The sequence below is a fragment of the Amycolatopsis rhizosphaerae genome, from assembly GCF_007713715.1.
In the GTDB taxonomy this organism is placed as follows: Bacteria; Actinomycetota; Actinomycetes; order Mycobacteriales; family Pseudonocardiaceae; genus Amycolatopsis_E; species Amycolatopsis_E rhizosphaerae.
Genome location: NZ_VJWX01000131.1, coordinates 1 through 15147, shown reverse-complemented (window position 1 = coordinate 15147; position 15147 = coordinate 1). Strand labels below are relative to the sequence as shown.

The window sequence follows — 15147 nt, the reverse complement described above, 5'->3', positions numbered from 1 at the left end:
GTGCGGGAACTGCGCTCGGTCTATCCCAGGGCCCAGCTCGTGGACGGGCAGCGCGCGACGAGTGAGGCGGTGCTCGAAGCGCTGGACGGTTCGGGGGTGGCGCACCTGGTCGCGCACGGGGCGCACGAACCGGCCAACGCGCTGTTCTCCCGGCTGGATCTGGTCGACGGCCCGCTGTTCGCGCACGAAACGGCGCGACTGAAGGCCCCGCCGGATCTCGTGGTGCTCGCCGCATGCGAGCTGGCGATGAGCCATATCCGGCCGGGCGAGGAGGCGCTCGGGTTCGCCGGAGCCCTGCTGGCCGGGGGGTCTCGCACCGTGGTTGGCGCCGTTTCCCGGGTCGGCGACCGCGCCGCCGCCGAGGCGATGACGCAGCTGCACCGGCGGATGGCGGAGGGGACCTCGCCCGCGGTGGCGCTGGCGGAGGCGACGGCGGTGGAGCCGCTCCGTCGCCCCTTCCTCTGCCTCGGCGCCGGTTAGGTTCTGCCCTTCAGGCGGCGGAGCCGCGCCACACCGTTGGTCAACCGAGGAAGTCCGGCAGGGGAACCGGGGTCAGTCCGTCCTTTTTGGCCTGGTTGACGAACGCGGTGTAGTCCTCGACGAAGGTCTTGCGGAAGTGCATCAGCACGATGTCGCCCGACTGCAGGCGATTCCCCTTCTGGAAGTCCACCCGGCCGTCGTTCACCGAGGCCGTCCACAGCACGCTGACCCGCATTCCGCAGTTCGCGGCCGCGAGCAGCGTGTTGGTGTCGTACGAGCCGAACGGGGGGCGGAACAGCACCGGCCGCACGCCGAGCGAACGCTGCAACTCGTCCGCGTCGCCGCAGATCTCGTTCTGCTGGAATGCCAGCGGCTTCCCGCGCAGGTTGGGGTGGTCGATCGTGTGGTCGCCGAGCGTGGCACCCGCGTCGAGCAACTGCCGGAAGTACGCTTCGCGGCCCTTGACATAGCGTTCGTTGAGGAACAGCACCGGATGCGCGCCGGATTCGCGGATGAGCTGCGGGGCATCGGGGTTGGCGATCGCGCCGTCGTCGATGGTGAGGAAGACGTAAGGCCGGTCGACGGTGATGTGCCGGACCAGCGGCACCTTCCCGTCCACGACCGGGCCTGCCTTCTGCTGCACCTCGCCGAACGGGTAGGGCATGGACGCGGCCACCGGTGAGACCGGCGGCAGCGAAGTCTGGGGCGGTGCGGCGGTCTTCGGCTGCGCGGCCGAGCAGCCGCCGACCAGGACGATGACCGCGAGCAGAAGGCCCGGCAGGCGCAGCTTCATACTTCAACCCCCTTGACACTCACGAAAGAAAAGTCGTGTGAGAGGGGATTTCGTTGCGTCAGCCGGAGGTGATTTCAGTCGCGTTCCACGGCCTTCTCGGCCGGCGAGGCCGATGAACCGGGCAAGCGCGGCGGTTCCGGGCAGGCGCACCGCCCGGTGACCGCTCCCTGTCCGCAGTGCGAGGTTCCCGGATGTGGGGTGTGATGGTGTCATGGGCATCAATTTCGACGAAATCAAGAAGAAGGCTCAGGAGACCAAGAAGAAGGCCCAGGAGTCGCTGGGCCACAACGCGGGCAAGATCGAGCAGGGCATCGACAAGGCCGGTGGCTTCGCGAAGTCGAAGCTCGGCAAGCATGCCGACAAGATCGACACCATGACGACGAAGGCGAAGGACGTCCTGCACAAGGCCCAGGGCAGCCACTAGACCCGTCGCGGTTTGCCCGTGAGGGGTCCCCTCACGGTCGAAACGGCTGTGAGGGGACCCCTCACAGCACCGTGCAACCGCCTCAGGCGACCTCGCCGATGGCGATGTCGCCGGCGATGCCCGTGATGCGGCCGCCGCGTTCGCCGAGCGCCCGCAGTCCCTCGCGTGCTTCCGGCGCCGAGAGATCGACCCGCACCCCGGCGGGCGTCGCCTGGCGCGCGCGGGACAGTGCCTGCGCGCCTTCGTACCCGGCCTTGATCGTCGCGGCGAGGCCGCCCGTCGAGGCGAGGGAACCGCGCATCGCGCCCAGCCTGCCCAGCGCGTCGTCCAGCACGGGCAGCAGCGCCTCGCGGTTGCCCTCGGTCATGGCGCGCACCAGTTCCGGTCTCGTCGCCGCGACACGCGTGCCGTCGGTGTAGGACCCCGCCGCCAGCGCCATGGCCACCGGGCCCCCGTCCGCCCCCACCGCGGCGAGCACCGCGGCCAGCAGATGAGGAAGGTGGGAGATCCGGGCGACCGCCTCGTCGTGCGCGCCGGCAGTCAGTGGGACGACGTGGGCTCCCACCTCGATGGCGAGCCGGGAGACCTCGGCCCAGGCCGCCAGATCGGTGTCGTCCTCCAGGCAGGTGACCCAGGCGGCGCCGCCGAACAGTGCGGCGTTCCCCGCACGCCAGCCGGATTCCGCGGTCCCGGCCATGGGGTGGCCTCCGGCGAAACGGTTGGCCGGGGCCAGCCGCCGCACGGACGCGAGCACGGGGGCCTTCACGCTGGTCACGTCGGTGAGCAGGCAGCCCGGGGCGTGCTCGGCGACCAGGCGCAGCACCTCGTCCAGCGCGGTCAGCGGCACCGCGAGCACGATCAGCGCGTCCTGGGCCGCGGCCCGGCGCAGGGCGGCGACCAGGTCGGTGCCCGCGTCGAAGCCGTCCGCGGCGGCCGTGGCCGCGTCCGCCTCCGAAGCCGTGGCACCCCAGGCCTCCCGGCCCACGGCGGACGCCGCGCGCAACAACGAGCCGCCGATCAAACCGAGCCCGATCACGCATACGTCTCGCACAGGGCGTCATCCTGCCAGTGCGGGCCCCGCGGGCCGCAACGCGTCCAGGGCGAAGGCGGCATACAGGGCGACCCCGGCGGGCAGCGCGCCCTCGTCGTGCACGATGCGGTTGGAGTGGTTCGACGGGGCCTGCTCGGGATCCAGCCCCGGCGGGCAGGCGCCCAGGAACGCGAAGGTGCCGGGAACCCGTTGCAGCACGTAGGAAAAGTCCTCCGCGCCCATGATCGGATCGGGCATCACGCCGGTCCGGTCGAAGCCGAGGACCTGCTCGGCGAGGCCGAGCACCCGTCCGGTCTCCATCGGGTCGTTCACGGTCACCGGGTAGCCCGGTTCGATGTCGACGTGGACGCGGCAGCCGTGCGCGGCGCCGACCGCCTCGCAGACCTTCGGCAGTTCGGACCGCACCAGCGCCCTGGTGTCTTCGGACAGCGTCCGGAACGTGCCTTCCAGTTCGGCGGTCTCCGGGATGATGTTGGTGGTGGTACCGGCCGCGATCCGGGTCACCGACAGCACGGCCGGGTCGAACACGCCGACCCGGCGCGTGATCAGGGTCTGCAGCGCGCCGACCATCGCGGCGGCCGCGGGGACCGGGTCGATCGCGTGGTGCGGAGCCGATCCGTGCCCGCCCTTGCCCACCACGCGCACGGAGAAGGTGTCCGCGGCGGCCATGATCGGACCGGGGCGAGTCCGGAGGTGTCCCGCGGGCATGTTGCCGTGGACGTGCAGCGCGAAGGCGCGGTCGACCCGGTCACCCGCCGCTTCCAGCACCCCCTCGTGGATCATGTGCCGGGCGCCGTGGAACCCCTCTTCCCCTGGCTGGAACATGAACACGACCGAACCGGCGAGCTCCCCGGCGCGCGCGGCGAGCAGCCGGGCGGCGGACGCGAGCATGGCCACGTGCAGGTCGTGCCCGCACGCGTGCATCGCGCCCTCCACTTCGGAGCCGAACTCGAGCCCGGTGTCCTCCCGCAGCGGCAGCGCGTCCATGTCCCCGCGCAGCAGCACGGCCGGACCAGGCAGAGCGCCGCGCAGCACGGCGGTCACCGAACTGGTGGCCTTGCCCACCGTGATCTCCAGCGGCAGGTCCGCGAGGGCGCGCTGGATCGCCTCCCGGGTGCGGGGCAGGTGCAGACCCAGTTCGGGATGGCGGTGGATCTCGCGTCGCAGCGCGACCGTCGACGGCCGCAAGGACTCCGCCTCGGCCGCCAGGCCGGCGAAACGGGTGTCCGGCAGCGGGGGCAACTCAGTGGGTCCGGTCATGGGGCGATCCTGACAGAGCGGACCGGGTGCCTGCCGCCCGCGTTCGGGCGAAGATCGGCGCCCAGGGGGTTCCCTTGAGGTATACGGTGTGCGCATGGCGGTGAAGGAGCCGGTCGCGGGGTTCGCGGTGGCCGTGGTGCGGGAGGACGGCCGGTGGCGGTGCCAGGCGCTGGATGCCGGCGTGCTGGCGAGCCTGGACGCGACCATCACGGAGCTGGCCAAACTGCGGTCCACCGGGGCGCTGTTCGGGCTGCTGGCGGTGGACGACGAGTTCTTCGTGATCGTGCGGCCGAGTCCGCGAGGCCCCTCGTTGCTGTTGTCGGACGCGGCCGCCGCGCTCGACTACGACATCGCGGCGGACGTCCTCGACGTGCTTCGGGTCGACTCGCCCGAGGACGACGAGGCGATCTGGCCGGAAGGGGATCTGGACATCCTCGCCGACCTGGGCCTGCCCGCTCCCGAGCTGGAGGTCATCGCGGGTGAGGAGAACCTCTACCCCGACGAGCAGCTGCAGATGATCGCTTCGCGGTGCGGGTTCGGGGACCAGTTCGTCGAGCTGCTCGACGAACTGTGATGGACGATGCCGGCATGGTGCGGGCCGCGATCGAGGCGGCCCGCGACGCCGGCCCCGACGTGCCGATCGGGGCGGTCGTGTTCGGCCCGGACGGATCCGTGCTCGCCTCGGCCCACAACGCGCGGGAGGAGCTCGGGGACCCCACCGCGCACGCGGAGATCCTCGCGCTGCGCGAGGCCGCCAAGGTCCACGGCGACGGCTGGCGGCTGTCCGGCTGCACCCTCGCGGTCACCGTCGAGCCGTGCACGATGTGCGCGGGGGCGCTGGTGCTGGCCCGGGTCGAGCGCCTGGTCTTCGGGGCGTGGGAACCCCGCACCGGCGCGGTCGGCTCGCTGTGGGACGTGGTGCGGGACCGGCGCCTCAACCACCGGCCCGAGGTGCACGGCGGCGTCCTCCAAACCGAGTGCGCCGAGCTGCTGGACGCCTTCTTCGCCACCCATCGGGAAGCCTGACCGGCGGATGCCGAGGGTGGTGGCCGGGTCGCTGCGGGCGTGCAGTACCCTAGTCGGCGGTAGCGTGTCCGAGCGGCCGAAGGAGCACGACTCGAAATCGTGTGACGGTTAACCCCGTCCGTGGGTTCAAATCCCACCGCTACCGCCAGCGAACAGGCGAAACGCCGGGTGGCCCCGCGAGGGGCTCCCGGCGTTCGTCGTTCCGTCTCAGTTTCCGTCTCAGTTGTCCTGCTGGGACGGAACGTCAGCGAAGTAAGGCCCGCCCAGTTCGCGCTTGATCGTCTCCTCGACGAAGCGACGCACGTCATGGTTTGGGGTCGCTACTACAGCGCCTAGAACATTGGTCCATGGTGCGTAGAAGTCCCAGCTTTCGGCCTCGCCAGTCACGCCATCCAGCAGCGAAAGGCGGATGCCGTGCTCGTCAACATACTCGACTTGACCGACTGGGCGCTTCTCCTCGCCAACGGGCTCGCGGAGCGTCAGCCGCACCCAGTACCCCGGTACGAGTCCTTCCATGTGTATCTCCTTCACGTTAAGAGGCTGGTCTAAGCTTGCCAGCGATTCCATCCACGTCTGGTCCTGGTCGTCACGGTGCTATCGGCCCACGGTGGCCGAATTCTTGTTCGGCCACCTGTCGACACGAGGTTGTCGGAGCAATCGATCAGCTCCATGGGCCACCCCGGGCTGGTCGAGTCAGGCGAGCCAGGTCGCCACGCTGGACTCGAGCTACTCAAACTACGCCGAGAGCCGGTCAACGAACCGCGCTGCGGAGTCGGCAGTTGTTTAGCTTGATTCTCTAACTTGCGTATCGAGCAAATTTACCATGCCTTCAAGCGACATGTACGGCGCCATTGCTCGTTCTAGATAGCTCAAAATTTGCCATGCCGCATCGCTCAGAATTTCGGTGTCATGAGCGGTCTCAGACTGCATTGCTTCGAGAGCGCCGATCGCTGCACGTGCCTTCGCGTCTCGTACCGCATTCCGTAGTACCGCGGTCTCCGATGGGGTCAGACTCCGCTTCTCGGCTACCGCGCGCTCGACGATACGACGAACTTTCGGGTCATTCGCGATGACCGAGCGCTGTCCTGCATAGACCGCTACCTGTCGACTCGTCACTCGTTGGCTGGCAGGCAGCAACGACTGTGCGTCCTCGAAAGTCGGAGCAACTGCTCCAGGTAGGAGCAGACTGTCCATAGCTTCTGCGATCGCTTGGTCTTTGGCTCGACTACGCGCGATGGGATCGCGCCGCGGTGCGCGCGACTGCTGCATGGTAGCTTCGCGGGCCTCGCGGCCCCGTTCCGACAGTGGCGCCGCGCTCTTCGACACATCCGAGTTGGCAGCGTTCCGCTGTCGAAGAATCCACCACTGTGCCAGCGACATCCCTGGTCTTGGTGGTTTATGCATTGCCTCTGCAAGCGGTGAATCTTCGTTGTCGTCGTCGTACCATGCCTGCATCCGCGTGCGGATGTAGGTAACGACATCTTCTCTTCTACGCGGCTCCTGCTTCTCCCCGGTCGGAAGACGGTCGAGCGCGATCAGGATGGCGTTAACGCTGTACTTGGCGTTGAACCACTTGACTAACTCTTTCCGGATCGCGTCCCGATCCTTCGGCGTCAGCCGCTCGGTTGTCCATCCAGCGCGCTGGAAGAGAGCGCCTATGGCTTGGTCCACCTCGTGATCCTCAGTCGGGAACACTGTCCCGGGCCACTGCTGCACGCGCATCTGGGCACCTCCTGCTGACTGCTTGAAGCAGTCTATGACCGACAGCAGGCATGCCGCCGGAGGCTCGCCTCAGATCTCGACGCGTCTGCTACAAGGGCTGCCAGGGCTGATGAGGTTGGCCCGGTTCAGGCGGACTCCAGCGAGCCTGCCGAGCCTTCGTCGTCTTCGTTCGGCAGCAGCTCTATGAGCTGTTGTGCCCACTGTTGCGGCAGGGTGCTCGCAAGCTGCTGGATGGCGTCGTGTTGGTCGGCCGTGAGTTCCGGTGCGAGGTCACCGGGTTCGTCGTCGGTCGGCTGTGCCCACATCAGCTCACCCACGTCAGTCGCGATCGCTTGGACGAGTTCTCGCGGCACGTGCATGTAGCGCTTTGCGATCGCCGCATCGGACCAACCCATGATCTCCATGACCGCCGGAAGCGGGACCTTGAGGACCAGCAGCATGGTTGCTGCTGTATGCCTTGCGTCGTGGAGTCGAGCGTCTCGGACGTCCGCCTTGCGGAGCAGCGACTTCCAGGCGCGGTGATACTCCTTCGGGTGCAGCGGGTTACCGACGACATCGGTGAACACCCAGCCCTGCTCCTGCCAGAGGTCAGCTGCCCTCTCTCGCTCCTCAGTCTGCCGCAGCCGGTGCGCTTCGAGGGCCTGGATCAAGGGTGCGGGCAGGCCAACGGTCCGGCGACCGGCCCGCGACTTGACCTCTCCGACGACGATGCCACCGCCGTGCCGGTCCGGGCATCGCGCGGCGTACCGCTCACCGCACGGCCGGTTGCCAGGGCAGCCATGCTTCCAGGGGAACTGTTGGATGGCTCGGCGAACTGTGAGTGTCCCCGAGCCGATGCGCTTGGAACATTCCTTGGCGGCGGGCCGGGTTCGGCAGGCGCTCGCCTTCGCGCAGCCATGCTCCCAGTGGATGTCGACATCCGACCAGCGGAGGCCGAGGGCTTCGCCGCGGCGCAGGCCCAGCGCGAGCGCCACGATGAACCGGGCGCCGTTCCGTGCCGTCAACGCCACGTCGAACAGCCGCTGCGCCTCCTCGACAGTGAAGGGCACGATCTCTTCTTCCTCGACTCGGGGTGCCTTCGCGATCGTGGCCGGGTTCTGGCCGATGCGGCCGCGGCGAACTGCTTCGTTTAGAGCAACCCGAACGGTTCGGTGCGCCAAGTGGGCAGTAGCTGGCTTGAGTCCTTTTCCGGCTGGCTTCGGCGCAATCATCCGTCCATAGAGCTTTTCGAGGTGCTCGGGCTGCAGTTTGTCGAGTCGATGCGCGCCCACCCCTGGAATCAGGTGCTTGTAGACGGATGCTCGGTAACCGACCATCGTGGTCGCGCGGACGTTGGGCGCGGCGATGTTCTCCACCCAATGCGTCAGCCATTGTTCAACGGTTTCGACTCGTCCGGGCTTGCGTGCCTGTCCGGAGTCGCGCTCCTTCTCCAGCTTGCGGACGGCCTTGATGACCTCTGCTTCCGTCTTCCGCTCGACGTGCCGCCGATCCGGCTTGCCGTCGTCGCGGACCCCCATGGTCACGCGGCCGTGCCACTTTCCATCCTTGCCTTGGTAGATGCTGGAGGCGCCATTGGGCGCGCGAGTTCCCTCAGGGCGTTTGTTGCGTGCCATTCGATGACTCCAAAGATTAGGCGGCGTTCTTTTTGGCGAGCAGTTGTTCGGCATATGCCGTCAGGGCGTCGGAGGGGATACGCCGGAGACTGCCGATTCGAACGGATTCCAGTTCGCCTGAGCGGACCAGGGCATACGCAGTGGTGCGTCCGATGCCGAGCCGTTCCGCGGCTTCCTCGACCTTGAGCAGCACCCGGGGCGGCAACGGGCGCGGCGGCTGCTCTTCCTGAGGGCGTGCGGCCATCAGTGCGGCCAAGCGCGCGATCAGCGAGGCGATCTCGGTGGTCCTGTCGTCGGTCATCGTCCCTCCCCAGGGGGCTGCGTGGTTTCGTCCGCGACTGCCGCGACCTGCGCGACTGCGCTGGTCAGCGGGGTCGCGGTTGGCTCGTTGGCGCCGCGACCGTCCGCGACCTGGGTTGCGGAGGTCGCGGATGGTCCTGGTGGCGAGTGCGCCTCGGCGGTGCCGTCGACCTGCGGGGTTGCGGAGGTCGCGCTGGTCGCGGCTGGATCGAGGGGTGGAAGGTAGCGGCTCCAGGCGTCGGCCAGGCCGTTGTCGCCGTCGATGCGGTAGCCCTTGAGCGTCTTGCCGTTGACCTTGAGGTCTTTCGGGCGGACCAGGTAGCGGTCCAATTCCTTGGCCAGGCGGCGGCTGTCGAGCGGTTTGCCCTGCAGGTCGGTCCAGGGCGAGTCTTCGAGGGCGTGCAACTCGCGGATGAGTTCCGCGGTCACCATGCGGTCGGTCGCCTGGGCGGTGAAGATCTGGCGGATGTCGGCGAGTAGTCGCACGCCGGTTGAGACGGTTTGTGGTCCGGCTTCGAGGACGAAGTGGCTGCAAGCCTTGCGGGCTGTCTCGGGCCAGTGGTCGCCGGCCGCGTCGGCGATGGCGAGCAACGGCCGCCAGATCTCGGCTGCCCGGTCCCGCACGCCATCGGGTCGTTCGGGCCGGGCGCGAGCGACGTCGTCGGCGACGCGGGTGGTCCAGGTTTCGAGGTCGGCGCGGATGGGTTCGGCTTCCCGTTCCACGTCTTCCTCGATGAACTCCTCGACCACCTCGTCGTAGCGCCGTTTGCGCATGTGCATGGTGATGGCGCGGGTGGTGATGGTGTCGGGCATGCCTCCGGCGATCCCGGCCAGGGCGACCGGGGCGTAGACGGGGAAGCGGGTGACGTTCATGCTCTTGGCGTCGCCGACGCAGCGGGTGACGGTGGCGGTGCGCTTGTATCCAGCGTTGAGTAGGGCGCGCAGGTCCTCGTTGTTGCCGCCGGTTTTGGGGTTGAAGACCGCGTCGATTTCGTCGAAGAGCAGGGTCATCGGGCCGTTGATGAGCATGCGGAAGATCGCGGCCGGGGTGATGCTGATGGTCATCTCCGGTTTAGAGACCAGGAACTGGGCGACTTCCAGCACGCGTGTCTTGCCGCTGCCCGGTTCCGCGGAGTCGAGGATCAGGCGGGGCGTGACGTAGAGCCGGTCGGCGATGTGGGTGTGGGCGCACCACAGTGCCAGCGTCGGGGCGCAGTGTTCGTTGGGGAACGCGGAGAACCGCGACACGAACGACACCACCGCGTCCAGCACTTCGTGTCCTGGCTTAACGAACGCTCCGGGTGGCGGGCCGAGCCACGTCAGCGACTCTGCTGGAGCGATCTCGGGCAGGTCGGCACGTGCGCTGCGTCCGTGATCTTCCGGCTGCCGCACCTCGGCGCGATCGGCGAGCCAAGCAGCCTGGCAGTCCTCCGAGCAGAAGTCAGGGGACGGTGAATCGCCGCGCAGGCGCTGACAGTACCGGCAGGTCGGGGCTGTCGAGATCTCGTCGACTTCACCCATCAGGCAGCCACCTCCGGGCGCGGGACAACACAGTGCTGCTGACGTGCGGCTTCGTAGCGCGCCCACAGTTCGTCGAGGGCTTCGGTGTCATCGGCAAGAGCACGAAGGTCGTGACTCGGCGACTCGGTGACGGCCTGGAGGAGCCGCTGCGCGTACTCGGCAACTGCTCGCCTCCAAGCCACTTTCAGCACGGCGGCCTTGAGGTACAGCACATGTTGTTCGGGGGCGAGCGGCGCGACCTCGTAGACGTTGGCGATCCACAGCGCGATCTCGCGCAGCCTGCTGCAACGTGGCCGCGCCGCAAGTTCGTGCGCGTGCTCGAACAGCACGACCGGTGTCGGCGGCTGGGCGGCGGCTACGGCGCGGATGGCCAGATGGAGCACGAACGAGGCGGCCGGGTCGGCGAGGTCGCTCGGGCGCATGCCCGTCAGCGCGCGGCGGACCGGATCGATGGGCAGTTGCATGAGGCAGCCGAGGAACTGGTGTTCCGGGTTGAGCAGAGCGGAATCCATGGGATGCCTTTCAGTGGTTGTCGCGCCGGTTGTGCTGGCGGAAGTCGCGGCGGGCGCGGGCGAGGGCGTTGTAGGCGCGGCGGCCGCCGCGGAGAGTGCGGCCGGTGCCGTTGCAGCGGCGGCAGAGGCGGATGACGCGCAGGAACGGCGACCGGAAGTGGCCGAAGCCGCGGCAGGATCGGCACGGCTTGTACGGGTAGACCGCGCACGACCAGGCGTAACCAAGAGTGATGATGATCAGGACGAGGAACACCGGGACGGTCAGGCTGTCGAGGGGGTTCAACAGGGCCTCCTGGGCTGTTTTGGGCCGTGTTCGGCCCACGCCTCTAGGTGCTAGGGCGCTGGACAGGGAGGGTTTGGTGGTCTAGGGAGGGCTCTAGGTCTAGAGGTGGCTGGCTCTAGACCTAGAGCCCGGGAGGGAGCTACCCGTGCCTGCGGCTCTCGTCACTTTCCGTGAGAGCGTTGGCTATCCATTCCCGCTTCACGCCCATCCGGTTGGCGCCTTTGCCGGTCGCCGGATCGGTGCCCCACACCTGCTTGGTGGAGATCCCGTAGGGCTTGAGCGCGCCGGACAACTGGGTTGCCTTGGCGCTGCCGGTCGGCAGTTCGGCCCAGGGGCCGTAGATGGCCGGCCGGAGTTCGGCGAGCCGGTTGACGATGGTTTCCGACCAGGCCTTGTCCGCCTCACCGATCGCGGTGAGCACGTCGGCGAGCAGCGTGCTGCTGTCCTCTTCCTCGTCCGGCGCGAGGTCGAGCCCTGCGGCGTAGCCGGTCAGCCTGCCCGCGGTGATGCGAGCGGTGCGGGCGCGGGCCGCGAGTTTTTCGGCGTCGGGGCCGTCGATGTAGACGCTGCGCGTGATGCGCGGCTCGTCGCCCTCACCGGCCAGGTAGCCGATCCCCTTGTCGCGGAACGAAAGCGTGGTGGCCCGGATGCCGTTGCGGTAGGACGAGGTGCCCAGCACCATGTCGTTGGCCTGCTGGCCCGTGACCTTCAGGCAGAACCGCAACACCGCGTTGTCGGAGATCGCGGTCGGGATCGAGCGAGCGTCCGGCCGCTGCGTGGCCAGGATGGTCACGAACCCCAGTGCTGGGCCGCGCTTGACCAGGTCGGTGCAGATCTCCTCGATCTCCGCACCGTGTTCCGGGTGCTCGAACCACTTCTGACACTCGTCCACGCCGACGACGACGGGATGCAGCCCGAGCGACTTCTTGCTTGCCAGGTCCGGTGTGACCTTGTTCTCCGGGCACAGATCCTTCGGCAGATCCCGGATCACCTTCGCCCGCCGCCGCAACTCCGCCCTCAGGGCACGTAGATCGGCCGCGGCATAGGCGATGTCCTCGGCCTCGTCGCCTGCCCGGTACCGGTGGGAGATCGGCGCGAGCGGCGAGAGGTCGCCGGTTCCCTTGAGGTCGTAGCAGTGCAGCTCCGCCCGAGGGTCCATCCCGGCGATGAGCAGCAGTTCGCGCAGGGTGAAGGTCTTGCCCATGCGTGGAATCGCGCCGATGACCATGGAGACGAACATCAGGGTGATCTCGACCCAGCGGCCGCGCTGGTCGGTGCCGAAGGGCTGAGGCTTGAACAGGTCGACGCTGCCGGCCCTGCGTAGCGGCCACGTCGGCTGCCGCGACTTGGACATGTCCTGATCACCCACCCACAGGACCATCCGGCCGGGGTGGACCTCGGCGTTGCCTTCCGGCCACACGCACCCCAGCGGGCGGCCGAGGCCAGAGGCGAGCTTGGAGCGCCGCTCGACCACTTCGGCGACGGTCACGCCGGGCGGAAGGTCCACATCTGCGCGCCAGCCGGGGCCGTCGCGGGTGATCGGCGCGGTGAACCCGATGGCGTCGGAGTCCTTGGCCAGGGCCTGGTTGATCCCGGCGATGCCGAGCACGGACAACGCCCGCACCACGTGGTCACTCGTGAGCTTCTGCACCTGTCCGGAGACCACCGCACGAGAGACCACCGGATTGTCCTTGGTGGACCCGAGTTTGCCGAGCAGTCCCACAGCGATCGCGCCACACGCCCACACGACCCACTCCGGCAGCACATTCGGCAGCACGACGATCAGGACCAGGCCGAGCGTCATCATGAGCCCGAGCTGCAGCCACCTGACCCGCACACGCTGGTCCCGCTGCTGGGAGAGCTTCAGGTACAGCTCGGCCTTGTCGGCCGTTGCGGTTTCCGAGCGCGCCAGCCGGCCCTCGGCGTCGGTGACCCACCGGCCGGTGGCCACTGCGAGCAGCAGCAGTCCGCGCGGCGAGCGGACGGCCAGGCGCAGCGCGTAGAGCGGCGACCGGGCGAGGTGATAGCCCGCCTTGTGGGCGTAGTGCGTGGCCACCCACTGCGCTGCGCTCTTCGCCTCGGATGCGGAACGGAGGTAGCTGGGCAGGATCGGCATTCGCTTCTGCGTCCGTAGCCGCTCCAGCCAGGAGGAGCCATCGGTGGTCGGCTCGTCCACCGGGACGGCCTGGCTATTCTCCTCATCGACCAGCTCGGCGTCGATGACCGTGGGAAACGCGATCACCTTGCCGCCGGATTCGTCCGTGCTCATCAGTTGCTCACCTCCTCATCGGTGGCTTCGCGCAGCAAGTGGGCCAGAGCGGCGCCGCAGCCGAGCACGATCACCGGTAGGCAGGAAACCAGCATGGTGATCAGCCACGGAGCCCGAGTGTCCGCCGCGGCGGACATCAGGTGGTAGGCCACCTGGCCCGCCATACCCAGACCCAGCGAGCCGAACGCGGACCACTTCGCGAACTCGCGAGCCCGGTCCGAACGAGTCGAGCCCGACAGCCAGACCCGCAAGGCAAACGCCGCATAGGTCTCGACCCCGATCGGCAGCGTGATCGCGGAGTTGATCGACAGGCCGTCCCAGATCCCCGGGAGAAGCTGGATCGAGCCGAACCCGGTCAGCCGACCGAGTCCGACCCAGCCACCCCAGATGGCCACGAAGGCGGGCAGGGCCAGCAGCAACAACGGCCACGACTTCGTCGGTTGGCTCGTGCCCGAGTCTGCGACTTCGGTAACCTGCATCATCGGGCTTTCCTCGACCGCTTCCGGCTCGGTGGCTGGACTCGGTTCCGAATCGGTCTCAGCGGAAGCGTCGGGAACCGCGCGGAGCGACCGGATCAGGGGTTTCTCGTCATTCTCGGCGAGCGCTGCCAGGATGGCGCGCGCCTTGGGCGCACCCACCTTGAACTCAGCCATGATCCGGTTCCGGGACGGGACGGCACCCAGTTCCCTGATGCGTTCCCGGACCCGGGGCAGCAGGTCCGCCACGGACGCGGGATACGCGCTTCTGGGCATGTCGAGCCCTACCATGGGTGTTCTCCTGACTCGTTTTGTCCTGGTTGGGAGAGACCCGGTCCGGCGAGTGGTTCTTGGCGGTTCCGTGCGCCGGGCCGGGGCGAACTCAAGCGGCGATGTCTTCGCCGTCCGCGTCGCCGATCGGCGCCGGAACCGAGCTGATCGGCCGAAGGTGCTCCACGGGAGCGGCGAGCTGTTCGTCAGCAGGGAAGTACTCGGCCAACAGCGCGTCGATGTCCGATTCGTACAGCCCGTCCGGGGCATAGCTGTGTGCCGGGATCAGGTCGTCCATGTAGTCCTCCAAGAAGGTGGAAGGTCTCCCAGGGGCAGGAGCCGCAAGGGCGACGGTATGACCTCTGAGGTGTCACTGTCAACTCTGTCAACTCTGTCAGCATGACAACCAAAGTTATCTTTGAAACCCAAGAGATATCTATAAAGCTCTAAATAAGAGTCGCAGCGCCTAAGTGATCGGCTGGAGTCTTAACAGGGTTAGTTGTCTTGCTAGTCTTTGCATATGGCTTCCCTGGACCCGGACGACCCACGAGCGCCGTACCTGCAAGTGGCCAGCGGCCTGCGGGCCGCCATCCGGGCGGGGGAGTACAGCCCCGGTGCCCAATTGCCGAGCTACCAGGAACTCGCCGACTCCTGGGGCGTGGCGATCAACACCGCCAAGAGCGCGGTGACCCTGCTGCGGGACGAGGGCCTGGTGGTCACCCGCCACGGCAAGGGCTCGTTCGTCCGCACCCAGCCCGCCGAGGCCGAGCCCGCGAGCCGCGGCGACGATGACCGGCTCTGGCAGGCTATTGCCGAGATCCGCCGGCGCCTTGGCGAGATCGAACGTCGTCTGGGCCAGAACCAGAGCTAGCCGAACAGGGCGCGGAGGAAGGCCACCAGTCCGTCGATCACGTGCCCTAGGCCGCGCACCCAGTGGGCCGCGTCCGCCGGGTACTTGATCACCAGCGTCAGGACCGCGATCAAGACCAGCGTGCCGATGACCTTCGGCAGCAGTCCGCCTCCGGTGTTCATCACGGGGTAGGGGTTCTTCGCCATTTCCGTCTCCTTTCCTTGCGGCGACTGCGTTTGCTGATTCGGTGCTGTCGCTCATGCAGCAAGGAAACCGGCCGAGGGCGGGGGTGTATCC

19 protein-coding genes and 1 tRNA gene are annotated in these 15147 nt (G+C 68.1%); 6 read left to right on the top strand and 14 right to left on the bottom strand.

Features of this window, described 5'->3' with window-relative positions; all coding sequences use genetic code 11:
- The coding region (locus FNH05_RS15330; RefSeq protein WP_144588714.1) for a CHAT domain-containing protein at positions 1–480 on the top strand (480 nt) is incomplete at its 5' end.
- Positions 481–520: 40 nt separating this feature from the next.
- Here FNH05_RS15330 and FNH05_RS15325 read toward each other — a convergent pair.
- Positions 521–1273, bottom strand: coding sequence for a polysaccharide deacetylase family protein (locus tag FNH05_RS15325; RefSeq protein ID WP_144588712.1), 753 nt, complete (start codon positions 1271–1273; stop codon positions 521–523).
- 211 nt (positions 1274–1484) lie between these two features.
- Between FNH05_RS15325 and FNH05_RS15320 the strand changes: the two genes are divergently transcribed.
- Positions 1485–1697 (top strand): antitoxin, encoded by a 213-nt coding sequence (locus tag FNH05_RS15320; protein ID WP_144588710.1) that lies wholly within the window; start codon positions 1485–1487, stop codon positions 1695–1697.
- Between the two features lie 82 nt (positions 1698–1779).
- Here FNH05_RS15320 and FNH05_RS15315 read toward each other — a convergent pair whose 3' ends face one another.
- Both FNH05_RS15315 and FNH05_RS15310 read right to left on the bottom strand, forming a co-directional pair.
- The gene (locus FNH05_RS15315; protein ID WP_144588719.1) at positions 1780–2733 is read right to left on the bottom strand and encodes a prephenate dehydrogenase; all 954 of its coding nucleotides are present in this window, start codon (positions 2731–2733) and stop codon (positions 1780–1782) included.
- Positions 2734–2754: 21 nt separating this feature from the next.
- Entirely contained in the window at positions 2755–4008 is a 1254-nt protein-coding gene (locus FNH05_RS15310) for a M20 metallopeptidase family protein (RefSeq protein ID WP_186382557.1), read from the bottom strand.
- A 94-nt stretch (positions 4009–4102) separates the two neighbouring features.
- Between FNH05_RS15310 and FNH05_RS15305 the strand changes: the two genes are divergently transcribed.
- The 3 genes from FNH05_RS15305 to FNH05_RS15295 all read left to right on the top strand — a co-directional run bounded on the left by FNH05_RS15305 (position 4103) and on the right by FNH05_RS15295 (position 5182).
- A complete protein-coding gene (locus FNH05_RS15305; protein WP_144588708.1) occupies positions 4103–4582 on the top strand; it encodes a tRNA adenosine deaminase-associated protein in 480 nt (159 codons plus the stop codon).
- Positions 4582–5034, top strand: coding sequence for a nucleoside deaminase (locus FNH05_RS15300; protein ID WP_144588706.1), 453 nt, complete (start codon positions 4582–4584; stop codon positions 5032–5034). Before FNH05_RS15305 ends, FNH05_RS15300 begins: the two co-directional genes overlap by 1 nt.
- 58 nt (positions 5035–5092) lie before the next feature.
- A tRNA-Ser gene (locus tag FNH05_RS15295) sits at positions 5093–5182 on the top strand.
- Positions 5183–5253: 71 nt separating this feature from the next.
- Here FNH05_RS15295 and FNH05_RS15290 read toward each other — a convergent pair.
- The 10 genes from FNH05_RS15290 to FNH05_RS15245 all read right to left on the bottom strand — a co-directional run bounded on the left by FNH05_RS15290 (position 5254) and on the right by FNH05_RS15245 (position 14298).
- The gene (locus FNH05_RS15290) at positions 5254–5550 is read right to left on the bottom strand and encodes a hypothetical protein (protein WP_144588704.1); all 297 of its coding nucleotides are present in this window, start codon (positions 5548–5550) and stop codon (positions 5254–5256) included.
- Positions 5551–5817: 267 nt separating this feature from the next.
- Positions 5818–6756, bottom strand: a complete 939-nt coding sequence (locus FNH05_RS15285) for a hypothetical protein (protein ID WP_144588702.1) — start codon at positions 6754–6756, stop codon at positions 5818–5820.
- Between the two features lie 125 nt (positions 6757–6881).
- Positions 6882–8369 carry a tyrosine-type recombinase/integrase gene (locus tag FNH05_RS15280; protein WP_144588700.1) on the bottom strand — a complete coding sequence of 496 codons (1488 nt, stop codon included), beginning with the start codon at positions 8367–8369 and terminating at the stop codon, positions 6882–6884.
- Positions 8370–8385: 16 nt separating this feature from the next.
- Positions 8386–8670, bottom strand: a complete 285-nt coding sequence (locus tag FNH05_RS15275; RefSeq protein WP_144588698.1) for an excisionase family DNA-binding protein — start codon at positions 8668–8670, stop codon at positions 8386–8388.
- A complete protein-coding gene (locus tag FNH05_RS15270) occupies positions 8667–10190 on the bottom strand; it encodes a DUF3631 domain-containing protein (RefSeq protein WP_144588697.1) in 1524 nt (507 codons plus the stop codon). Before FNH05_RS15270 ends, FNH05_RS15275 begins: the two co-directional genes overlap by 4 nt.
- A complete protein-coding gene (locus tag FNH05_RS15265; RefSeq protein WP_144588695.1) occupies positions 10190–10702 on the bottom strand; it encodes a hypothetical protein in 513 nt (170 codons plus the stop codon). The genes FNH05_RS15270 and FNH05_RS15265 overlap by 1 nt, the downstream gene beginning before the upstream one ends.
- 10 nt (positions 10703–10712) lie before the next feature.
- Positions 10713–10985: a hypothetical protein gene (locus FNH05_RS15260; protein WP_246127755.1), complete on the bottom strand. Its 273-nt coding sequence runs from the start codon at positions 10983–10985 to the stop codon at positions 10713–10715.
- Positions 10986–11124: 139 nt separating this feature from the next.
- A complete protein-coding gene (locus FNH05_RS15255; RefSeq protein WP_144588693.1) occupies positions 11125–13254 on the bottom strand; it encodes an FtsK/SpoIIIE domain-containing protein in 2130 nt (709 codons plus the stop codon).
- Complete coding sequence (locus FNH05_RS15250; protein WP_246127754.1) at positions 13254–13907, bottom strand: ABC transporter permease; 654 nt, start codon at positions 13905–13907, stop codon at positions 13254–13256. Before FNH05_RS15250 ends, FNH05_RS15255 begins: the two co-directional genes overlap by 1 nt.
- 205 nt (positions 13908–14112) lie before the next feature.
- Positions 14113–14298 carry a hypothetical protein gene (locus FNH05_RS15245; RefSeq protein ID WP_144588689.1) on the bottom strand — a complete coding sequence of 62 codons (186 nt, stop codon included), beginning with the start codon at positions 14296–14298 and terminating at the stop codon, positions 14113–14115.
- A gap of 222 nt (positions 14299–14520) precedes the next feature.
- Here FNH05_RS15245 and FNH05_RS15240 point away from each other — a divergent pair, with 222 nt between their 5' ends.
- Positions 14521–14871, top strand: coding sequence for a GntR family transcriptional regulator (locus FNH05_RS15240; protein ID WP_144588687.1), 351 nt, complete (start codon positions 14521–14523; stop codon positions 14869–14871).
- On the opposite strand, the gene FNH05_RS15235 is transcribed toward FNH05_RS15240, so the two are convergent.
- Positions 14868–15056: a hypothetical protein gene (locus FNH05_RS15235; protein WP_144588685.1), complete on the bottom strand. Its 189-nt coding sequence runs from the start codon at positions 15054–15056 to the stop codon at positions 14868–14870. The two genes, FNH05_RS15240 and FNH05_RS15235, sit on opposite strands and share 4 nt — an antisense overlap.
- Positions 15057–15147: the final 91 nt, after the last annotated feature.